The 21208-nt window shown below is 65.3% G+C and carries 18 protein-coding genes; 10 read left to right on the top strand and 8 right to left on the bottom strand.

Annotated features, from left to right (window positions below; translation table 11 throughout):
* The first annotated feature begins 28 nt into the window (after positions 1–28).
* Both serA and B3Z70_RS11505 read left to right on the top strand, forming a co-directional pair.
* Positions 29–1258, top strand: coding sequence for a phosphoglycerate dehydrogenase (gene serA / locus B3Z70_RS17205; protein ID WP_349677239.1), 1230 nt, complete (start codon positions 29–31; stop codon positions 1256–1258).
* Positions 1259–1372: 114 nt separating this feature from the next.
* Positions 1373–3175 (top strand): autotransporter domain-containing protein, encoded by a 1803-nt coding sequence (locus B3Z70_RS11505; RefSeq protein ID WP_292023420.1) that lies wholly within the window; start codon positions 1373–1375, stop codon positions 3173–3175.
* A gap of 24 nt (positions 3176–3199) precedes the next feature.
* On the opposite strand, the gene B3Z70_RS11500 is transcribed toward B3Z70_RS11505, so the two are convergent.
* Entirely contained in the window at positions 3200–3763 is a 564-nt protein-coding gene (locus B3Z70_RS11500) for a GGDEF domain-containing protein (protein ID WP_292023418.1), read from the bottom strand.
* A gap of 175 nt (positions 3764–3938) precedes the next feature.
* Between B3Z70_RS11500 and purE the strand changes: the two genes are divergently transcribed.
* Both purE and B3Z70_RS11490 read left to right on the top strand, forming a co-directional pair.
* Positions 3939–4430 (top strand): 5-(carboxyamino)imidazole ribonucleotide mutase, encoded by a 492-nt coding sequence (gene purE, locus B3Z70_RS11495; RefSeq protein WP_292023416.1) that lies wholly within the window; start codon positions 3939–3941, stop codon positions 4428–4430.
* Entirely contained in the window at positions 4431–5513 is a 1083-nt protein-coding gene (locus B3Z70_RS11490) for a 5-(carboxyamino)imidazole ribonucleotide synthase (RefSeq protein ID WP_292023414.1), read from the top strand.
* Between the two features lie 241 nt (positions 5514–5754).
* Here B3Z70_RS11490 and B3Z70_RS11485 read toward each other — a convergent pair whose 3' ends face one another.
* On the bottom strand, positions 5755–6402 hold the full coding sequence (locus B3Z70_RS11485; RefSeq protein WP_292023412.1) for a COQ9 family protein: 648 nt from the start codon (positions 6400–6402) through the stop codon (positions 5755–5757).
* Positions 6403–6590: 188 nt separating this feature from the next.
* On the opposite strand from B3Z70_RS11485, the gene rpsU reads away from it, so the two are divergent.
* Positions 6591–6833 (top strand): 30S ribosomal protein S21, encoded by a 243-nt coding sequence (gene rpsU / locus B3Z70_RS11480; RefSeq protein ID WP_087120183.1) that lies wholly within the window; start codon positions 6591–6593, stop codon positions 6831–6833.
* A gap of 197 nt (positions 6834–7030) precedes the next feature.
* Here the strand turns inward: rpsU and udk are convergent, their stop codons facing one another.
* Positions 7031–7678 (bottom strand): uridine kinase, encoded by a 648-nt coding sequence (gene udk / locus B3Z70_RS11475; RefSeq protein ID WP_292023409.1) that lies wholly within the window; start codon positions 7676–7678, stop codon positions 7031–7033.
* A 157-nt stretch (positions 7679–7835) separates the two neighbouring features.
* On the opposite strand from udk, the gene B3Z70_RS11470 reads away from it, so the two are divergent.
* Positions 7836–9464 carry a long-chain-fatty-acid--CoA ligase gene (locus B3Z70_RS11470; protein ID WP_292023407.1) on the top strand — a complete coding sequence of 543 codons (1629 nt, stop codon included), beginning with the start codon at positions 7836–7838 and terminating at the stop codon, positions 9462–9464.
* Between the two features lie 29 nt (positions 9465–9493).
* Positions 9494–10168, top strand: coding sequence for a DUF1499 domain-containing protein (locus B3Z70_RS11465; RefSeq protein ID WP_292023406.1), 675 nt, complete (start codon positions 9494–9496; stop codon positions 10166–10168).
* 8 nt (positions 10169–10176) lie between these two features.
* Here B3Z70_RS11465 and B3Z70_RS11460 read toward each other — a convergent pair whose 3' ends face one another.
* Entirely contained in the window at positions 10177–11079 is a 903-nt protein-coding gene (locus B3Z70_RS11460) for an MBL fold metallo-hydrolase (protein WP_292023404.1), read from the bottom strand.
* Between the two features lie 72 nt (positions 11080–11151).
* On the opposite strand from B3Z70_RS11460, the gene B3Z70_RS11455 reads away from it, so the two are divergent.
* From B3Z70_RS11455 to B3Z70_RS11445, 3 genes are all read left to right on the top strand, one after another.
* A complete protein-coding gene (locus B3Z70_RS11455; protein ID WP_292023403.1) occupies positions 11152–11295 on the top strand; it encodes a hypothetical protein in 144 nt (47 codons plus the stop codon).
* A 209-nt stretch (positions 11296–11504) separates the two neighbouring features.
* On the top strand, positions 11505–14660 hold the full coding sequence (locus tag B3Z70_RS11450) for a TonB-dependent receptor (protein WP_292045604.1): 3156 nt from the start codon (positions 11505–11507) through the stop codon (positions 14658–14660).
* A gap of 137 nt (positions 14661–14797) precedes the next feature.
* Entirely contained in the window at positions 14798–15352 is a 555-nt protein-coding gene (locus B3Z70_RS11445; protein WP_292023399.1) for a hypothetical protein, read from the top strand.
* 51 nt (positions 15353–15403) lie between these two features.
* Here the strand turns inward: B3Z70_RS11445 and metH are convergent, their stop codons facing one another.
* The 4 genes from metH to B3Z70_RS11425 all read right to left on the bottom strand — a co-directional run bounded on the left by metH (position 15404) and on the right by B3Z70_RS11425 (position 21203).
* Positions 15404–18070, bottom strand: a complete 2667-nt coding sequence (metH, locus tag B3Z70_RS11440) for a methionine synthase (protein WP_292023396.1) — start codon at positions 18068–18070, stop codon at positions 15404–15406.
* 151 nt (positions 18071–18221) lie between these two features.
* Entirely contained in the window at positions 18222–19304 is a 1083-nt protein-coding gene (locus B3Z70_RS11435; RefSeq protein WP_292045600.1) for a homocysteine S-methyltransferase family protein, read from the bottom strand.
* Positions 19301–20242: a methylenetetrahydrofolate reductase [NAD(P)H] gene (gene metF, locus B3Z70_RS11430; RefSeq protein WP_292023391.1), complete on the bottom strand. Its 942-nt coding sequence runs from the start codon at positions 20240–20242 to the stop codon at positions 19301–19303. The genes B3Z70_RS11435 and metF overlap by 4 nt, the downstream gene beginning before the upstream one ends.
* Position 20243: 1 nt before the next feature.
* Positions 20244–21203 (bottom strand): ArsR/SmtB family transcription factor, encoded by a 960-nt coding sequence (locus B3Z70_RS11425; protein ID WP_292023389.1) that lies wholly within the window; start codon positions 21201–21203, stop codon positions 20244–20246.
* Between the last annotated feature and the right edge of the window lie 5 nt (positions 21204–21208).

The following is a 21208-nucleotide window of genomic DNA, read 5'->3' as shown; positions in this document are numbered from 1 at the left end:
TCTGGACGAGGTGCTGCACGCCGAGGGTCTGGCCGGCCGATGGTCCTTCCCGCGCAGCCGCATGAAGATGCTGCTGCTTGAAAACATCCACCCCGCCGCCGTCGAACGGCTGGAGGAGGCGGGCTATTCGGTCGAAACCCAGAAGGGCGCGCTGGACGAAGACGACCTGATCGCCGCCATCAAGGGCGTCCATGTGCTGGGCATCCGCTCAAAGACCACGGTGTCGCGCCGGGTGCTGGAAGAGGCCGACAGGCTGATGGCCGTCGCCGCCTTCTGTATCGGCACCAATCAGATCGATCTGGAGGCAGCGTCCGATCACGGTGTGGCGGTGTTCAATGCGCCCTATTCGAACACGCGCTCGGTGGTCGAACTGGCCATCGGCCTGATGATCGTGCTGATGCGTGACGTGGCGGACAAGTCGGCGGCCATGCATGTCGGCCAGTGGAACAAGTCGGCGACCGGCTCCAAGGAGCTGCGCGGCAAGACCCTGGGCATCGTCGGATACGGCGCCATCGGCAGTCAGTTGTCGGTGCTGGCCGAGAACCTGGGGATGCGGGTCCTGTTTTATGACCTGTCCGAGCGGCTGGCGCTGGGCAATGCGCGGCGGATGCGCTCGCTGGACGCCCTGCTGGCCGAAAGCGACGTGGTGACGCTGCACGTGGATGGGCGGCGTGAGAACGCCGACATCTTCGGCGCGGCCCAATTCTCCCGGATGAAGGAGGGGGCGCTCTTCCTGAACCTGTCGCGCGGCCATGTGGTGGACGTCGGCGCCCTGTCGCAGGCCCTGGGATCGGGCCGGATCGCCGGCGCCGCCGTGGACGTCTTCCCCGAGGAGCCGCGCACCAACGCCGATCCGTTCGAAAGCCCGCTGCAGGGGCTGAAGAACATGATCCTGACGCCCCACATCGGCGGCTCGACCGAAGAGGCGCAGGAAGCCATTGCCGAGTTCGCGGCCGAACGACTGCTGGGTTATCTGAACCGGGGCGACACCACCTTCAGCGTCAACCTGCCGAACGTGCAGTTGGCCGAGGTGTCGGGCGCACACCGCATCCTGCACATCCACAGGAACCAGCCGGGCGTCCTGGCCGAACTGAACCGGGCGCTTGCGGCGGCGGGGTTGAACATCCTGGGCCAGCACCTGAAGACGGACGAGCGCACGGGATATGTCATCACCGACGTCGATCGCGATTACGACCCGGAGGCGCTGCGGGCGCTGAAGACCGTGCCCGGCACGCTGAAGTTCCGTACCCTGCATTAAGCCACAGCGCGGAAAATCTTCCGAAGGCTGACGTAACGGCATCTTGCCATCTGCGCTGACTGGCGCATCCTCAGCCGCAACGGCCGCGACACACGACGGCTGGGGAGGATCCATATGTCACGCTTCATCACCGGCGGCGCCGTCGCCGCCTTGGCGCTGGCCGCCTGCGCCTTTGCAGGGTCGGCCTCGGCCCAGACCTACAACCGTCTCGTCGTGTTCGGCGACAGTCTCAGCGACAACGGCAATCTGTATCTGATCTGGGGCGGCACGCAGCCGCCGTCGCCACCCTACGCCCGCCGGTTCTCGAACGGCCCGACCTTCGTCGAACTGCTGGGCTTCAACGCCGCCAACTTCAACGGCTCGGTGACGGGCAGCATCAACTACGCCTTCGGCGGCTCGCGCACCGACGCCTCGGCCGGCGTGCCGTTCGGCATGCTGAACCAGCTGTCGCGCTATACGGCGGCGGGCGGACGGTTCAGTTCGACCGATCTGGTCAGCGTCCTGGGCGGCGCCAACGACATCTTCCAGGGGCTGCCCGCCGCCGGCGCCTCGGCCAGCCCGGTCGCGGCCATCACGCCCGTCGCCACCGGGGCGGCCGCCAACATCAATACCCTGGTCAACACCGTGGCGGGCGCGGGCGCCGGGACCGTTCTGGTCACCAACCTGCCCAAGCTCAGCCTGACGCCTCAGTTCCGGGGAACGGCCGCCGCGCCCTTGGCCGATTACGCCGTAACGACGTTCAATACCGCCCTGCAAACGGGGCTGACGACCACGGCCGGCGCGCGGCCGGGCAGCAACATCATCATGATGGACCTGTTCAAGATCGGCGACACACTGGCCGCCAATCCAGGCCTGTTCGGCATCACCAACATCACTCAGACCTGCTTCAACGGCGTCACGGTCTGTTCGAACCCCGACAGCTATTTCTACTTCGACGGCGTTCACCCGACGGCGGCCGGGCATCGGATCATCGCCCAACTGGCGACCGACTACCTCTACTACGGCGACATCGGCGCCCAATCGACCCTGCAGGGCGAGACCACCTATCGCCACCGCGAGGATGCTCTGGACGCGGCCAGCGACGCCCTGTCGGGCCGTCAGCCGTGGGAGGCGGGCGTGGCCGTCACCACCGCCGCCCTGATCGACAGCGTGGACACCGATGCGCGCGGCCCGGTCGCAAGCGCCTCCAGCGATGGCTGGGGCGCGCGGATCGCGCTGGAGGCGGGGCCGTCCGCCAACTGGCGCTTCGGCCTGGCCGGATCGGCGCGAAAGTCGGATGTGGACAGCCAGGCGCTGCGGTTCAACGTCGAAAGCTTCGGCCTGGACGTCTATGGCGGCTGGCGCTCGGGCGACATGTTCGTCAACGCGGCGGTCGGCGTGGCGCGCGACAATATCGACGACATCGAGCGCACCACCAGCCTGGCCCCCATCGTCCATACGGCCGAGACGCGGGCGCTCAGCACGGGCGCGCGATTGCAGGGCGGGATGTGGTTCGACATGGGCGGCGTCGCCCTGTCGCCCCGCGCGGCCCTGGCCTATGTCTCCAGCGACGTGGACGGCTATTACGAACGGGGCGTCGCGGCCCAGTATCAGTATGGCGACCGCACCGTGAAGGCCCTGACCGGCGAGGTCTCATTGCGCGCCGAGGCGGAGATGGGGCGGTTCGGCCTGTTCGCCGAAGGGGGCTATCGCGACGCGCTGGACGACAGTTCCGATCCGGTCCGCGTCGGCCTCTACAACAACCCGGCCCAGGTCCTGTCGCGCGAGATCGACGATCCGTTCGGCGGTCAGTTCCTGGCGTCTGCGGGCGTGGAGGGCGCGGTCGGGCCGGTCAAGGTCACGGTCGGCTATCGTGGCCGTTTCGGCGACCACGCCGACAGCCACATGGGCGGCATCCAGTTGAAACTGCCGCTATAGGCGGCGGGACGGGGAGGGGCGCGCTCAGCGCCCCTTCTTGCGCACCCACATGGCGGCGTCGGCCTCGGCCAGCCAGGCCTCGGCGTCGGTGTGACCGTCCCAGGCCCGGACGCCGAACGACCCGCCCAACTCCGTCTTCTGGCCGTCCCAGACGAAGCCTTCGGTCTGCAGCGCCTCGGCCAGCTGGCGCGCCTTGGCCCGGCCCTCGTCCAGTCCGGCGTGCAGCATCAGAAGCGCGAACTCGTCGCCGCCCATACGGCCGACCGCATCCGATTCGCGCAGGTTCGCCAGGAACAGGCGGGCGACGGCGATCAGGGCGGCGTCGCCCGCCGCATGGCCCAGACGGTCGTTGACGCTCTTGAAGCCGTCCATGTCCAGATACAGCAGAACCGCCGGCACGCCGTGCCGCTGGCAATAGGCCATGGTCTTCTGCAACGCCCCGATGAAGCCGCGTCGGTTCAGGGCGGGGGTCAGCACATCGTGATCGGCGGCGGCCTCGGCGGCGGCGGCGCGCGACTTCCAGGCGTCCAGCTCCAGGCGCAGGCGCGCGATCTCGGCGGTCAGGTCGTGTTCGGCCACGTCGGTCACGGCGCAGGAAGGGCTCCGGTCGCGCGACTCACTTAAGGCGTCGCGCAGGGTCGAGCGATGGTAGAGCGTGATTCCACGACATTGAAGCCGCCGCGCGTCGGAAACCGCGGGCTTGCGGTTGCGGGGGCCCCGTCGGTGCTGTAACGGGCGCCTTTCCGCGAGGGGCCTTGCAGACATGGCGACTTCCGAAACCCCGGTGGCGATCATCATGGGCAGTCGTTCGGACTGGCCGACGATGAAACTGGCCGCCGACAAGCTGGACCAGCTGGGCGTCGCCTGGCAGGCCAAGGTCGTCAGCGCCCACCGCACACCGGAACGTCTGGTCGCCTTCGCCACAGGCGCCAAGGCCGCAGGGTTCAAAGTCATCATCGCGGGCGCCGGCGGCGCCGCCCATCTGCCCGGCATGGCCGCGTCGATGACGGAACTGCCGGTGCTGGGCGTGCCAGTGAAATCCAAGGCGCTGAAGGGGATGGATAGTCTGTTGTCCATCGTGCAGATGCCGGCGGGCGTGCCGGTCGCGACCCTGGCCATCGGCGAGGCGGGCGCCGCCAACGCCGGCATCCTGGCCGCGCAAATCCTGGCCCTGTCGGATCCGGCCCTGGCCCAACGGCTGACCGCCTTCCGCGCCGCCCAGACCGACTCCGTCGCAGAATCCGTCGAGGACTGAGTGCCCAGCCTTCCGCTTCCCCCTGGTTCGACCCTCGGCATCATCGGCGGAGGCCAGCTGGGCCGGATGCTGAGCCAGGCCGCCTCGCGCCTGGGGTTCGACGTCGTCATCCTGGACCCCGAGGCCGACAGCCCGGCGGGCCGCGTCTCGGCGCATCAGATCGTTGCGGCCTATGACGATCCCGACGCCCTGACGGCCCTGGGCCGCGCCGCCGATGTCGTCACCTTCGAATTCGAGAACGTGCCGGCCGATTCCATCGAGCGTCTGGCGGAAGCGGGCGCCCTGGTCGCGCCGGGACCGACCGCGCTGCGCGTGTCGCAGGACCGGGTGGACGAAAAGACCTTCCTCAACGCCGTCGGCGCCCCGACCGTGGCCTTCGCCGTGGTCGATACGTTGGACGATCTGGTCCTCGGCTTGGCGACGCTGGGCGTGCCGGCTCTGCTGAAGACCCGCCGCGAGGGCTATGACGGCAAGGGCCAGGTCTGGATCCATGCCATCGAGGATGCGCCCGCTGCGCTGGAGAGCCTGGGCGGCCGCCCGGCGATCCTGGAGGCCAAGGCCACCTTCGTGCGCGAACTGTCGGTCATCGCCGCGCGCGACTGGGACGGTCATATGGCGGTCTATCCCCTGGGCGAGAACCGGCACGAGGGCGGCGTCCTGCGCACCACCCTGGCCCCTGCGGCGGTGGACGAGACGACCCAGGTCCGCGCCCGCGCCATCGCCGAGGCGATTCTGGACGGGCTGGATTATGTCGGGGTGCTGGGCGTCGAACTGTTCGACCTCGGAGACGACGTCATTCTGGTCAACGAGATCGCCCCGCGCGTCCACAACACCGGCCACTGGACCCAGGACGGCTGCGTCTGTGACCAGTTCGAACAGCATATCCGCGCCGTGACGGGTTGGCCGCTTGGCCCCACGACCGCCCACGCCCGCATCGAAATGACCAATCTGCTAGGCGACGAGGTCGATGCCTGGCGGAAACTGTCGGCCAAGTCTGATGAACGCCTGCACCTCTACGGCAAGGCCGAGGCCCGCCCCGGTCGCAAAATGGCGCATGTGAACCGGGTGCTGGGCTCGATCTAGCCGATCTTCGCTTCGTTACATCTCAAGACGCTGAAAACGCCATTGGGGATCGCTTTGCTTTCGACCCAGCAGACCTTCGGTTTCGTTCGCGACGGCGGCTCTTGATAAGACAGTACGCCTAAAAGCGCTGACCCTGCCAAAGCACCAACCCCACTCAGGACGATAGTCTTCCGCATCCCGCAACCTCCGTTTGGTGCGATGGTTGCATGGGTTGTTGGCGTAGGCAATTTGGGTGTGATCTCTAGGCTTTCGCCCCATACCGCATCCGGCTCAACGTCTCGCTCACCTTGCGGAACGGCGCATCGAAGTCCTTGCCGGCCTTCCACTTCTCGAACGCCATGACATTTTCGATCCGGCGCGCGACGAAGGCTTCCGCCGCCTTGCGCCCGTCGAACCAGCGCATGGTCAGGGCCGGGATCAGGATGCCCGACAGGATGGTCCGCTTCGAATAGTGGTTCCAGTCGGTCGCCTCGTCCCCGGCCCAGCGCCACAGATGGTCCGCGCTCTCCCACGCCAGTTTCAGCCCCAGATCGGCGTTGACGGGCAGGGCCAGGAAGGCGGCGCATCGGCGCGTGGCCTCCAGGTCGGCGGCGCCAGCCTCCATCCGCTCGGACACGGCGCGGGCGATTCGCTCGCGAATCTTCAACGATTTGGGCGCGATGGTCGACAGGGCCAGCAAGGCGCGCGAATCGTGGCGGCGCGACAGCAGGGCGGCCAGATCGCGCGCGCCATTGGGCAGCAGCAACTCTTCGTCGCCCAACGAAAGTCCGCTGGCCTCGCACGCCTCCCGCACCAGACGCGCGTTCCAGCCCAGCGCCGGCGCACGCGCGATGGCGGCGTCCAGCACGGTCTGTTCGGTCCGCTCGGCCCAGTCTGTCGCATCGGTCATGGCCGCGATCATACGCCTGTCGTTGCCGTGTTTCGAGCCATGAAGAATGGTCGCGACGATCTGGACAGGAAGGGGCGGCTCGTGTATCAGCGCGCCTTCATCCGACGGCTCGGCCATCGGAAGACGATTTTATTTTGTTCGCCCGTCTCCCTCACAGGACGCGGCGGGCGGCCAAAGGAGAGTTCAACCTGGTACAGATTTTCGTTCGCGATAATAACGTCGATCAAGCGCTGAAAGCCCTCAAGAAGAAGATGCAGCGCGAAGGCAGCTTCCGTGAAATGAAGCGCCACGTGCATTACGAAAAGCCGTCGGAAAAGCGCGCCCGTCAAAAGGCCGAAGCCGTCCGTCGCGCCCGTAAGCTGGCTCGCAAGCGCGCCCAACGCGAGGGCCTGCTGCCCGCGCCGAAGCCGCGCGTTCCCGGCGGTCGTTAAGACCCCGGCGAAAGCCGCAAGATCAGAGGCCGCTTCCGAAAGGAGGCGGCCTTTTTCGTTCCCTTTCGTCTTGCACGCATCAAGGCGATGAAACGCGAGGCCGAGGCGCAAGAGGCCCGCGACCTCGCCGCCAGCGCTGCAGACCAACAACCGGTCCCCACGGTCCCGCCGATGCACTGCATCAGGGATCTTTGGCGCTAATCGTCCAGCAGGGCCTGCAACAGCGGATGGGCCAGGACCGGCGCGGCCAGGCGCACCACGGCCTGGGGGTCTTCCAGGCGCACGGCGGCGGTGGCGTCGGCGACGATGAAGTCGGCGTGGGTGCGCGACGGTTCTGTCAGGCGCTCGTGGCCTGGACGAACCGTGGCCAGATATTGCGCCACGACCGAATCCGCAGACCGGCCGCGCTCGGCCTGGTCGCGCAGCAGGCGGCGGATGAAGCGGATGTCGGCGGGGGTGTCCACGAACACCCGGATGTCGAACAGGGCGGTCAGGTCGGGGGTGCACAGGACATGGGTGCCCTCCACGATCACCACCTGGGACGCCGGGATCGGCTCGCCGCCCGGCTCGCGCCCATGGTGGATGAAGGAATAGACCGGCGCCGTCACCGGCCGCCCGACCTTCAGCGCCTTCAGGTCCGCGATCATCAGGTCGTGATCGCGCGCCGACACGTCGTCGAAGTCGAACGTCGCGGCGTCGAAGCCGGGCAGGGAGGCGGCGTCCTTGTAATAGCTGTCCTCGCGCACCAGCACGGCCGCGCCGTCCGGCAGGGCGGAAACCAGCGCCTCCGCCAGAGTGCTCTTGCCCGAGCCGGAGCCGCCCGTGATCGCGATCAATATGGTCATGCGGCGCCTTCTAGAGCGGCCGCGCCGCCAGCGCCACGGGGGACGATCCGTCGCGCTGCGGCTGACGTTGCGGCACGTTGCTTATCGCTGATCACCAATGTTAGCGTCCACCCAAGCGTCGCATCCAACCAGACGCACCCAAGGAACAGGAAACGATATGCTGGGCTTGATGCAGGACTGGCCGCTGACGGTCGACAAGATCATCGATCACGCCAGGAACTGGCACGGCGAGCGCGAAGTGGTGACCCGCTCGGTCGAGGGGCCCATCGTCCGCACGACCTACGCCGCCATCCACGACCGCGCCAAACGGGTGTCCAACGCCCTGAAGGACTGGGGAATCAAGCCGGGCGACCGTGTGGCCACCCTGGCCTGGAACAGCGCCAACCATATCGAGGCCTGGTACGGGATCATGGGCATCGGGGCGGTGTGCCACACCCTGAACCCGCGCCTGTTCCCCGAACAACTAGTCTATATCATCAACCACGCCGAAGATCGGATCATCTTCGTCGACCTGACCTTCGTGCCGCTGCTGGACGCCATCCTGCCGCACATCCCCAAGGTCGAGCGCGTCGTCATCATGACCGACGCCGCCCATATGCCGCAGACTAAACTGCCCAAGGCCGTGGCCTATGAGGACGCCATAGCCGGCCAGTCGACCGAGGTGGTCTGGGGCGATTTCGACGAACAGACCGCCTGCGGCCTGTGCTACACCTCGGGCACGACGGGCAATCCGAAGGGGGTGCTGTATTCGCACCGCTCCAACTTCCTGCACACCTTCATGGGGCTGCAGGCCACCGTCATGGGCGCGACGCCCAAGGAAGTGATCCTGCCGGTCGTGCCGATGTTCCACGCCAACGCCTGGGGCATCGCCTTCGCCGGGCCCGCCGCCGGGACCAAACTGGTCATGCCGGGCGCCAAGATGGACGGTCCGTCGATCTATGAGCTGATCGAACAGGAAGGCGTCACCTTCTCGGCCGCCGTGCCCACCGTCTGGCAGGGGCTGTTCGCCCATATGAAGCAGAACGGCCTGGGCTTCTCGACCCTGAAACGGGTTCTGATCGGCGGCTCGGCCTGTCCCGAAAGCCTGATCCGCGGCTTCCAGGAGGATTTCGGCGTGGAGGTCACCCACGCCTGGGGCATGACCGAGACCTCGCCCATCGGCACCATCGCCAACCTGCCGCCCGAAATCCTGAAACTGCCCTATGACGAGCAGATGAAGTACCGGCTCAAACAGGGCGTGCCGCCCCTGGGTATCGAACTGAAGCTGAAGGACGAGGCGGGCGCCGAACTTCCGCACGACGGCGCCACCTTCGGCCGGCTGATGGTCAAGGGGCCGACCATCAGCAAGGGGTATTTCAAGGACGACAGTTCTATCCTGGACGACGAAGGTTTCTTCGACACCGGCGACGTCGCCACGGTGGACGAGATCGGCTTCATGCAGATCACCGACCGGGCCAAGGACGTCATCAAGTCGGGCGGCGAATGGATCAGCTCCATCGAGATCGAGAACATCGCTGTGGGCCACCCCAAGGTCGAGATCGCCGCCGTGATCGGCGCGGCCCATCCCAAATGGGACGAGCGGCCGGTGCTGATCCTGAAGCTGAAGCCGGACCAGGCGCTGGATCCGCAGGAGCATCTGGACTTCCTGCAGGGCAAGATCGCCAAATGGTGGATGCCCGACGATGTCGTCGCGGTGGACGAAATCCCCCTGGGCGCCACCGGCAAGATCGACAAGAAGCTGTTGCGCGAACGGTTCAAGGACTACCGTCTGCCGACCGCCGCCTGATGGGGCGCCTGAGCCGAACCGGAGCCTGAATGCCGATCCGAAAGCCCGTTCCCGCCATCCTGCCGTGGCTGACGGCGCTCGCGGCGGCGCCGCTGGTGCTGATCGTGGCGGCCGTCGCGGCGGTGCGGTTCGGCAGCGTCGATCTTTCGGTCGGTTATGATCTGCTGACCTGGACGGTGGCGCGCGCCCTGGCCTGGTTCGGTCTGGCGGGAGCCCTGGTCGCCGTGGTGCTGGCCCTGCGCGACATACGGGGCAGGGGGGCTTACGCGCTCGCGGCCCTGGTGTTCGCCGGCGCGGCGGTGGCGGGCTTCATGGAGCGTCAGGGCCGGGACGCGACGCCGACGCCGCGCGACGTCACGACCAATGTCGCGGAGCCGCCGGCCTTCTCGCGCGCCGTCGCCGCCCTGCATCGCGGATCGACGCCGGCCTCGTGCGAGGCGGTGGTCGCCATCCCCAGCCAGATTCTGGCGCAGCAGGCGACGTCGGCCCTGGTGGACGCCGGCTTCGTGGTGAACCGCGCCACAACCTTCGAGGTCGAGGCCACGCATGAAGGCGCATGGTTCGGCTTCGTCAGCGACGCGGTGGTTCGCATCCGTCCCGGCCGCACCGACATCCGCGTCGCCGCCCGCGATTCCCGCCCAGACGGGGGTGCGACCTGCCGCCTGGCCGCGCGCATTGCAGACGAACTGGCCGACGCCCGCTGATCCTCGGGTCAAACGGGCCTGAACCGCGCCCCCAGGCCCGGATCGCCGTCGCAGACCGCCCGTCCGTCCTCGACCAGCTTGATCAGATGGGCCAGCACCGACAGCGACGCCGCCGGCCACATGCGCGGATCGACGGCGGCGTAAAGGACCGGCACCATGTCGGCGATGGTCCGATCGCCCGCCGACAGACGCGCCGCGATCTGCGCCTCGCGATCCAGCCTGTGGGCGCGATAGGCCGCCAGGAACGGCCGAACCTCGGTGATCGGCGCACCGTGCGTGGGCCACAACACGTCGAAGTCCCGCGCGATCACGGCGTCCAGACTGGCCATGTAGTGGCGCATGTTTCCGTCCGGCGGCGCCACGACGGTCGTGGACCAGCCCATCACATGGTCGCCGCAGAACAGGCCGTTCTCCTCGCGCAGGGCGAAGGCCATGTGATTCGACGCATGGCCGGGCGTGAACATCGCCTCCAGCGTCCAGCCGTCGCCCTCAAGGACCTCTCCGCCGTTCAGCACGACGTCGGGCGCGAAATCGCCGTCCTCCTCCTCGTCCAGCGCGCCGGACGCATGGGTTTCGCGGGCTGGAGGCCGGGCCGCCAGAATGGGCGCCCCCGTCGCATCGGCGAACGGCCGCGCCAGCGGCGCATGATCCCGATGCGTATGGGTCACCAGCACATGGCTGACCCGCCGCCCCGCCGTCGCCGCCAGAAGCGCATCCAGATGCGTCATATCCATCGGTCCCGGATCGATCACCGCCACAGCCGCGCCCGCCTCCGGCCGCCCGACAATGTAGGTCCCCGTGCCGGTGAAGGTGAACGGCCCCGGATTGTCCGCCACCACCCGCTGCACCAGCGGCGAAACCTGATCGCGCCGCCCATAGGCGAAGTCGAACGTCCGCACGAACGGGATCATGCGCTCATCACTCCGCCCGCTTGGCGCGCCGCTTGCGTCAGGATTTCGGTCATCATTGCCGGAGCGCCCGCCATGGCCCGTTCGATCCTCGCCGCTGTATCAAATCGGCTCGCGCTCGTCGCCGCCGCCGTGCTGTGTCTCGCCACAATCCAGCTCGCCGCCTCCTGCACCCCTGAACCGGCGCCCTATGCGTCGCGAGTGACAATCCAGCGCTGAGGCGAATTGGAAAGCCAGGCCGGATACACGAAGTGTCCACCCTGTGGCGAGATTGCGACATACTGCTTAAACTTCAAGTGGGCGTGGCGATTTGCCCTACCGTAACTTGCTCATCACGCCATAGTCACTGTCGCATCATGCGTTTGTCGCATGAAAACCCGCGCTGATGGCTATGCAATCATCGGGTTATTGTCGGAGGAGGACGAATTTTGACATCGAAAACGATCCGTCAGCGGCTGCTGCAATCAACAATGATTGGGGGAGCCCTCCTGGCTTTTACAGTGCCGGCTGCGGCTATGTTGATGCCCACGTCGGTTGTAGCCCAAGACTACACGAGCGGCATCCTTTCTGGGACGGTGTCCGATGCGTCTGGTGCGCGAGTAGCAGGAGCGTCCGTCTCCACCACGTCGGGGCAAGGTACGGTGCGCACGACGACCACCGACGCAAACGGCGCCTTCCGTCTGCCTGCATTGGCAGTTGGGTCATACGAAATATCCATAACCTCGTCTTCCGGCTCGACCACCGACCGTATTACCGTGTCCCCTGGGGGTAGTAGCTACGCATTCACGGTGGCGGAGGCTGGCACCGCGACAAATCTGGGCGACATCGTGGTTACGGGCGCGCGCAAAACCCAAGATTTCAGCCGGACCGATACCGGCCTGAGCGTTGATGTGCAGGAATTCGCTGATCGTGTCCCGACTGGTCGTAGCATCAATGCTGTCACCCTGTTTACACCCGGCGCCAGTGCGCCTGATGCAACCATCGCGGCCGGCTCGCGTCGGAATCAATCTCTCGTTTCTTTGTCGGGCACCTCTGCCGCCGAAAGCGTCTACTACATTAACGGTCTGAACGTTACGGATCAGCGTAGCTTCCTGGGCTATGGCGAACTGCCGTTCGACTTCATTCAAACCATCGACACCAAGACCGGTGGCTACCAAGCCGAGTATGGCCGTGCGACGGGCGGGGTGGTCAATATCGTCACGCGATCGGGAACCAACGAATGGACGGGTGGCGTCAGCACGTACTGGACGCCTAACGGGCTGCGTAGCACGCGGGGTGTTTCCTATCAGGCTGGAGGGAATAACGCGGCTGGCATCCAGAACTTCAACCAATACTCGGAGAGCGAGCTCAAGGATTACACAGCGTATCTTGGTGGACCGATCTGGAAGGATCACCTCTTTGTTTTCGGCGTATATAATATTCGAGATGTAGAAACGTCTGGTGCTCGGTCGCGTACTTACGCATACAGCGCCTCAAATCCGAACGGAAATCCTGTCGATACTCGTACTCAAAGCTATGCATCTTACGACGATCCAAGATGGGCTGTGAAGCTGGACTTTGTGCTGAATCCGGAACACCGGCTGGAAGCCACCATCATTAACGACAAGACAACTACTCAGACTATTACGAAGACCTATGACGCTAATACGGATGCTTATCTTCGTGAAACAGCGCCTGTTTACGCAGATGCTGGCGGCATAACCCAAATATATAAATACACTGGCGTATTCACCGACTGGTTTACGCTCTCGGCGCTGTATGGTCGGCAGGAAAACGCTTACCTTGATTATGGAGACCCGATCAGCCTGCCTGGCATCCGTGACTATGTGGCGGCCGGCGGCAACTTCATCACTGCCGGTCTTCATGCGGGCCCCTATAACCTTGAGGGTGAAGATGTTCGTGAGACCTATCGTGTAGACGGTGACTTCTATGTCAAGCTGATGGGCGAGCATCATATTCGCGTTGGCTATGACAAGGAAGATCTTACGTCTTCCGCTAGCAGTGCCTACTCCGGTGGTGCGCTCTACTACGCGCTTGCGCAGGGCGATTGTCCTGCGGGTACTCCGGCGGCCGGATGCGTTGAAAAACTCACGTTCGCAAATAACGGTGTCTTTACGGCGCAGCAGACAGCACTTTACGTTCAAGACTCATGGGATGTTCTGCCAAATCTGACTCTGCAGCTTGGCGTTCGTAACGATCAGTATGATTACAAGAACGTCGATGGAGAGAGCTACATCAAGGTAGACGACCAGTGGGCTCCGCGTTTGGGCTTCAACTGGGATCCTCTTGATGACGGTGTCAACCGCATCTACGGTTCGTTTGGCGACTACTATCTGCCTATTGCAACAAATACGTCTATTCGTGCATCTTCTGGTGAGGTTTACACGGACGAGTATTTCGATGCCAGTCGCACTGGCGGCGCTACAGGCCCACTGGTGCTGAATGGGAATTATCCTGTTCTCGGTACTCGTCGTCAAATCGACTATCTCAGCCCTCCCGGCGCGCCTGATCCACGCACCGTGTCTGAGGCTGGTTTGAAGCCGATGTTCGAGCGTGAATTCGTACTCGGCTACGAGCATAGCTTCACAGATGGAATGTTTGCTGACTGGTCAGCAGGTGTTCGGTACGTAAACCGCAACCTAGAACAGGCCATTGAAGATACGGCTATCGGGGACGCCATCGTGCGGTACTGCGTGCGCACCAACACTGCGTGTGGGCAGACAGGGATCGGCGACTCGGCATTCGCGTCGATCTTCCCTTACGTTCTGATCAACCCGGGTGATGGCGCATCCGTGTTCATCGATCTTCAGGGCGATACTCGAACACTTGCAGACGGCTCGCCGAACCCGGCCTACAATCCGCAACAGATTGAACTCACCGCTGATGACCTGAAGCTGCCGGCAGTTGAGCGCACCTATCAGGCTCTCGAGTTCACGTTTGAGCGTCCATTCGACGGTGTGTGGGGATTACAAGGTTCCTATACCCTGTCGGAATCCAAGGGTAACTATGAAGGTGCTGTGAAGTCCGACATTGGTCAGACCGATACATCTATTACTCAGGATTATGATCACGCCGCGAATTCTCTCGGTGCTTACGGGTATTTGCCGAACGACCACCGGCATACTCTAAAGTTGTTTGGATCTTATGCTCCCAATGATTTCTTTAGCGTGGGCGCCAACTTTACCGCGCAGTCGGGAAGGCACTATGGTTGCTTGGGACGTGTACCAGTATCCGTCGATCCCCTATCTCCGCAAACGGGCACGCCCTCGGGATGGTACTGCCCCATTGGTGCGAACAATGCTGTGATTTCGACGCCGCGTGGTTCGCAAGGGGAGACCGACTGGACCTATCAGCTTGATCTGAATATGAACTTCAATCTGCTTCAGACCGAGACGAAGGGGGCTCTGACTGCTTCGATCGACATCTTTAACGTGTTCGATAACGATGAAGTCACCCGTGTTGTCGAGCAAGGACTTGTTCGCACAAGCGCCAATACGGCAACCGCGCGTGCGCCGTATTATGGGCTGCCTCGGAGCTATCAGTCCCCAAGAACGGTCCGCTTCGGTCTGCGCTACCGCTTCTAAGTCTTAACAAGACCACGAACTGAGGCGGCGGGGCCACGCTCCGCCGCCTTTTTCGTTTGAGCGTCGCCGTAGAAAAACCATCGGCGCGGGCGAGCGTTGGTGATCGGCGCTCGTCTGTGTCGCATTGAAGGAAGATCATGCTGAAACTGCTCGCTCCCGCTCTCTCCGTTCTGTCCGTGCTGGCCGCCGGGTCCGTCATGGCGCAATCGCAGGACGGTCCGATCGTCACGGGCAATCGCTCGGCGGAAAGCGCCGATGCGCTTAAGACGCGCGAGGCGATCGCTTATGCGCGACCGCTGCCGCGTGGGGCGCCCAGCGCGGATTATCCGCTGGTGGCCTGGTGCGATGCGCTGGTCAGCGGTCATGCCGATCTGGGCGACACCCTGCCGGCCCATGCGCCCGAGGATGTCGAACTGGTGCGTCTGGGACGGCTTGAGGCGCAGGACTTCCGCACGGCCCTGGCCGCCGCCGCGCCGCGTCAGTCCGCCGCCAGCAAGGCGGAGGCCGATCGGGCCGTCGCTGCGGTCAAGGCGCAATGGGCCACGCTGATCGAAAACCCGGACGCCGAGGCCCGCAGCCAGTCGTTCGGTCTGTTCTTCGGCCTGCCGGGGCGGTGCGAACACGCCGCGCGCCGCATCCGCGAGAACATCACGACGCCGCCGGCGACGCTGGAAAGCGTCGGCATCAACTGAGCCGATTACGGCTCTGCCGGTCTGATCTCGAACGGCGGCTTGAGCCCTGGCTCAGGCCGCCGTTTCGCGTGGTGCGGCGTGGGGATCGTAGTTGAGGATGGGGGACAGCCAGCGTTCGACCTCGGCGAGTGTCATGCCCTTGCGGCGGGCGTAGTCCTCGACCTGATCGCGGTCGATCTTGCCGACGCCAAAGTAATGGCTGCCCGGATGGCCGAAATAGAGGCCCGAGACCGAGGCCGGGGGCGTCATGGCGTAGCTTTCGGTCAGGGCCATGCCCGCGTTCTCGCCCGCGTTCAGCAGACGGAACAGAGTGGCCTTTTCCGTATGGTCGGGCTGGGCCGGATAGCCGGGGGCAGGGCGGATGCCCTGATACTGTTCGGCGATCAGGTCGTCGACGCTGGTGATTTCGTCCGCCCGGTAGCCCCACAATTGGGTGCGGACTTCCTTGTGCAGACGTTCGGCGAAGGCTTCGGCCAGGCGGTCGGCCAGGGCGGTGGCCAGGATGGACGAATAGTCGTCGCCCGTATCCTTGAACCGTTTGGCGATCTCCAGTTCGCCATGACCGGCGGTGACGGCGAAGGCGCCGATATAGTCGTCGCCGTCCTCGGCGATGAAGTCCGAGAGGGCCAGGTTCGGCTTGCCGTTCGACTTCTTGATCTGCTGGCGCAGCGTGTGGAAGCGGGCGATTTCCTTCGACCGGGTTTCGTCGCTGAACACGGCGATGTCATCGCCGACTGCACGGGCGGGCCAGAAGCCGACGACGCCCCTGGCCGTGAACCATTTCTCTTCGACGATGCGCTTCAGCATGGCCTGGGCGTCCTGGAACAGGTCGCGCGCGGCCTGGCCCACGGTCTCGTCTTCGAGGATCAGCGGATAGCGGCCGATCAACTCCCAACTGGCGAAGAAGGGTGTCCAGTCGATGTGGTCGGCCAGGTCCTGCAGGTCCCAGGCGTCGAACGCTTTGACGCCGATGAAGGAGGGGGCGCCGGGCATGGGCTGGGAGGGATCGGTGCGGAAACGGTTCTCGCGCGCCTGGGGCAGGGTGGCGCGGGCCTTCACCTCCTGACCGCGGGCGTATTGCTCGCGGATGCGGATATATTCGTCGCGGGTGGCGGCTTCGTTCCGGGCCTTGTCGGTCGCGGACAGTAGGCCGGACACCACGCCGACGGCGCGGCTGGCGTCGACGACATAGGTGGTCGATCCCCGGCGGTAGGCCGGTTCGATCTTGACCGCCGTATGGGTGCGGCTTGTGGTGGCGCCGCCGATCAGCAGGGGGATGTCGAAGCCGCGCCGCTCCATCTCGGCGGCGACGAAGACCATCTCGTCCAGCGACGGGGTGATCAGGCCGGACAGGCCGATAATGTCGACATTGTGGGCCTTGGCCTCGTCCAGGATGCGGTCGGCCGGGACCATGACGCCGAGGTCGATGACCTCGTAGTTGTTACATTGCAGCACGACGCCGACGATGTTCTTGCCGATGTCGTGGACATCGCCCTTGACGGTGGCCATCAGGATGCGGCCCGCCTGCTCGCGCGGCTTGCCGGCCTTCTCGGCCTCCATGAAGGGTTCCAGCCAGGCGACAGCCTGCTTCATAACGCGGGCGGACTTCACCACCTGCGGCAGGAACATCTTGCCCGAGCCGAACAGGTCGCCGACGACGTTCATCCCGTCCATCAGCGGACCTTCGATGACGTGCAGCGGGCGTTCGACCGACAGGCGGGCTTCTTCTGTATCGGCCTCGATGAATTCCGTGATGCCGTTGACCAGGGCGTGGGTGATGCGCTCACCGACCGTGCCTTCGCGCCATTTCAGATCGACCACCTTGGCCGCGCCCTTTTCGCCCTTGTAGGACGGGGCCATGTCCACCAGCCGTTCGGTATTGGACACGTTTGTCCGCTGGGGACGGTTCAGGATGACATCCTCGACGGCTTCCCGCAGCACAGGGTCGATGTCGTCATAGACGGGCAGGTCGCCCGCATTGACGATGCCCATGTCCATGCCCGCATTGATGGCGTGGTACAGGAACACGCTGTGGATCGCCCGGCGCACCGGCTCGTTGCCGCGGAACGAAAACGAGACGTTCGACACGCCGCCCGAGATGCGGGCATAGGGCAGGGTGGCCTTGATGACCCTGACCGCCTCGATGAAGTCGACGGCGTAGTTGTCGTGCTCCTCAATCCCCGTCGCCACGGCGAAGATATTGGGGTCGAAGATGATGTCCTCGGGCGGAAAGCCGACCTCGTTGACCAGGATGTCGTAGGCGCGGGTGCAGATCTCGATCTTGCGGGCGGCGGTGTCGGCCTGGCCCACCTCGTCGAAGGCCATGACCACGACGGCGGCGCCGTAGCGCAGGCATTTGATCGCGTGATCGCGGAAGGCCTGTTCGCCCTCCTTCATCGAGATCGAATTGACGATAGGCTTGCCCTGGACGCATTTCAGGCCGGCCTCGATCACCTCCCATTTGGAGCTGTCGATCATCACCGGCACGCGGGCGATGTCGGGTTCGGCCGAGATCAGGTTCAGGAAGGTCCGCATGGCGACGACGCCGTCCAGCAGGCCCTCGTCCATGTTGATGTCGATGATCTGGGCGCCGGCCTCGACCTGCTGGCGGGCGACGTCCAGGGCGGCGGGATAATCGCCCTCGACCACCAGCTTGCGGAATTTGGCCGAGCCGGTGACGTTGGTCCGCTCGCCGACATTGATGAAGACGGGTCTCACGCAGGAACTCCGCTCATCCCGGCGAAAGCCGGGACCGAGTGCTTTTGGGAGGCACGATGTCTGGGGTGAGGGGCGGCCGCGACACATCGGCGGCTATCGCCCAAAGACCTGGGTCCCGGCTTCCGCCGGGATGAGCGGTTTAGGACAGCCATCACGCCACCAACTCGAACGGTTCGAGGCCGCTCAGACGCAACGCCACCGGCCGTTCAGGGATCGCGCGCGGCTTCAGCGGCGCGACTTCTTCGGCGACGTGTCTGATGTGATCCGGCGTCGTGCCGCAGCAGCCGCCGACGATGTTGACCAGGCCGGAGGCGGCCCATTCCTCGATGAAATGGGCGGTTTCGTGCGGTTCTTCGTCGTACTGACCCATGGCGTTGGGCAGGCCCGCGTTGGGATAGGCGGCGACCAGGGTGTCGGCGACGCGGCTCAATTCGGCGATGAAGGGCCGCATCAGGTCGGCGCCGAGCGCGCAGTTGAAGCCGACGGCGAACGGCTTGGCGTGGCGCACGCTGTTCCAGAAGGCCTCGGCCGTCTGGCCCGACAGGGTGCGGCCCGAACGGTCGGTGATGGTGCCGGAAATCCAGATGGGCAGGGGCTCCAGCCCTTCGTCCTCCAGATCCTTGATGGCCTTGATGCAGGCCTTGCAGTTCAGCGTGTCGGTGATGGTCTCGATCAGATACAGGTCCACGCCGCCCTGGTTCAGCGCCTTCACTTGATGGCGATAGGCCTCATAGACCTGATCGAAGGTCACGCTGCGGGCGCCGGGGTCGTTCACGTCGGACGACATGGACAGCATCTTGTTTAGCGGGCCGATGGAGCCGACGGCGAAGCGGGGCTTGTGCGGCTCCTTCTCCGTCCAGCGGTCGGCGGCGGCGCGGGCCAGCCGGGCGCCCTCCAGATTGATGTCCCAAACCGCTTGGGCGTCCAGGGCGTAGTCTTCCTGGGCGATGGTGGTGCCCGAGAAGGTGTTGGTTTCGCTGATGTCGGCGCCGGCGGCGAAATACTGGTCGTGCAGGTCGGCGATGACGTCGGGGCGGGTGATGCAGAGGATGTCGTTGTTCCCCTTCATCTGGTGTTTCTCGTCATAGCCGTTGGCGGCGACGAAACGTTCGGCGCGGAAGTCGGCCTCGTCCAGTCCGCGACGCTGGATCATCACGCCCCACGATCCGTCGAGGACCAGGATGCGGTCCTTGGCGGCCTGATGCAGGGCGGCGATGCGTTGAGTGCGGGTCATTGCGCCGCCGCCGTTTCACGTACGCCCAGCACCCGACAGATCGCATAGACCAGATCGGCGCGGTTCAGGGTGTAGAAGTGGAAGTCCGAGAAGCCCTCTTCCTGCAGGCGGGCGCAGGTTTCGGCGGCGACCGAGGCGGCCAGCAGTTTGCGCGTCTCCGGGTCGTCATCCAGCCCGTCGAAATGCCCGGCCAGCCAGTCCGGCACCGAGGCGCCGCACGATCCGCACATCCGCTTCAGGCCGTTGAAGTTGGACACCGGCATCACGCCGGGGATCAGCGGAATGGTCACGCCCGCCGCCCGCACCCGGTCGCGAAACCGCAGGAAGGCGTCGATGTCGAAGAAGAACTGGCTGACCGCGCGGGTCGCGCCGGCGTCCACCTTGGCCTTCAGCACCTCGATGTCATGGTCGATGGAGGGGCTTTCGGGGTGACGTTCGGGGTAGGCGCCGACCGTGACGTCGAAGCCGCCGATGCGGCTGATGGCGGCGGTCAGTTCGGTGGCGTTGGCGTAGCCGTCTGCGCGGGGCTGATAGGCGCCGCCGATGCCGGATGCGCCGGGCGGATCGCCGCGCAGGGCGACGATGTGATCGACGCCGATGGTCTTGTAGCCTTCTATGACCTCATCGACCTCTTCGCGGCTGGCGTCGACGCAGGTCAGGTGGGCGGCGGGGCGAAGGCTGGTTTCGGCGATGATGCGCTGGACCGTGCGGTGCGTCCGTTCGCGGGTCGATCCGCCGGCCCCATAGGTGACCGAGACGAAGGCGGGGTTCAGCGGCTCCAGACGGCGGATCGCCTTCCACAGATTGGCCTCGGCCTCATCCGATTTGGGCGGAAAGAACTCGAACGAGACGCGCACGGCGTCGCGGTTCGATCCGGCGCGGGCCACGGGGCCGAGCGGGGACAGCAGCAGGGCGCGGGCTTCAGCAAGCGATGCCATGTCATGCGGTCTTTCTGTCCTGGACGCGACGTTCGGCGGTCCAGATGGTCACGGTCAGGCCCTCGGCGTCATGCGGCAGGGCGATGGGGGCGGAGGGCGACAAGCCGCCGTCCTGCAGCCAGCCGTTGATCTCGCTGTCGGCGAAACCCAGGCGGCGATGCTGGTGCGCCTCGCGCATATGTTCGAAGTCGTGCGGGGCAAAGTCGATGATGACCAGACGGCCGCCCGGGCTGACCAGGCGGGCTGCCTCCGCGACGGCGGCGGCGGGGTCGGACAGGTAGTGCAGCACCTGATGCACGATCACCAGATCGGCGCTGGCGGCGGGCAGGCGGGTGGCGAAGATGTCGCCGTGGCGCAGCTCGACCTGTTCCACGCCCGCCTTGGTGACATTGGTGCGAGCGATGTTCAGCATGTTCTGGCTGAGATCCAGCCCGACCGACATCTTGGCCTTCTTGCCGAACAGCGTCAGCATCCGGCCCGAGCCGGTGCCCAGATCGACGACGCGCTCGAACGGGCCGGGGCCGACCGCCTTTTCCAGCGCGGCCTCGACGGCGCTTTCGCTGACATACAGGCTGCGCAGGCGGTCCCACTGGGGCGCGACCTGTTCGAAATAGCTGACGGCGGCTTCCTCACGGTCCTTGCGGACCTCGTCCAGGCGGCGGTGATCGGCCTCGCCCGCGTCCTCGGCCAGGATGTCCAGCACGGTGTCGATCAGGCGACGAGCCTGGGCGTCGTGCGACAGGCGATAGTAAACGCGGGCGCCGTCGGGAAAGCGTTCGATCAGGCCGGCGTCGGTCATCAGCTTCAGATGGCGCGACACGCGCGGCTGGCTCTGGTCCAGAATCCGCGACATCTCCATGACCGACAACTCTTCCCCGGCCAGCAGGGACAGGATGCGCAGGCGGGTCGGCTCGCCAGCGGCGCGCAGGGCTTCGACGGTCTGATCGGCGGACAGGCTCATGCGAT

Source organism: Brevundimonas sp. UBA6550 (assembly GCF_002434505.1).
Taxonomy (GTDB): Bacteria; Pseudomonadota; Alphaproteobacteria; order Caulobacterales; family Caulobacteraceae; genus Brevundimonas.
The sequence above is the reverse complement of the archived record's forward strand: the minus strand, read 5'-3'. Positions and strand labels throughout refer to the sequence as shown.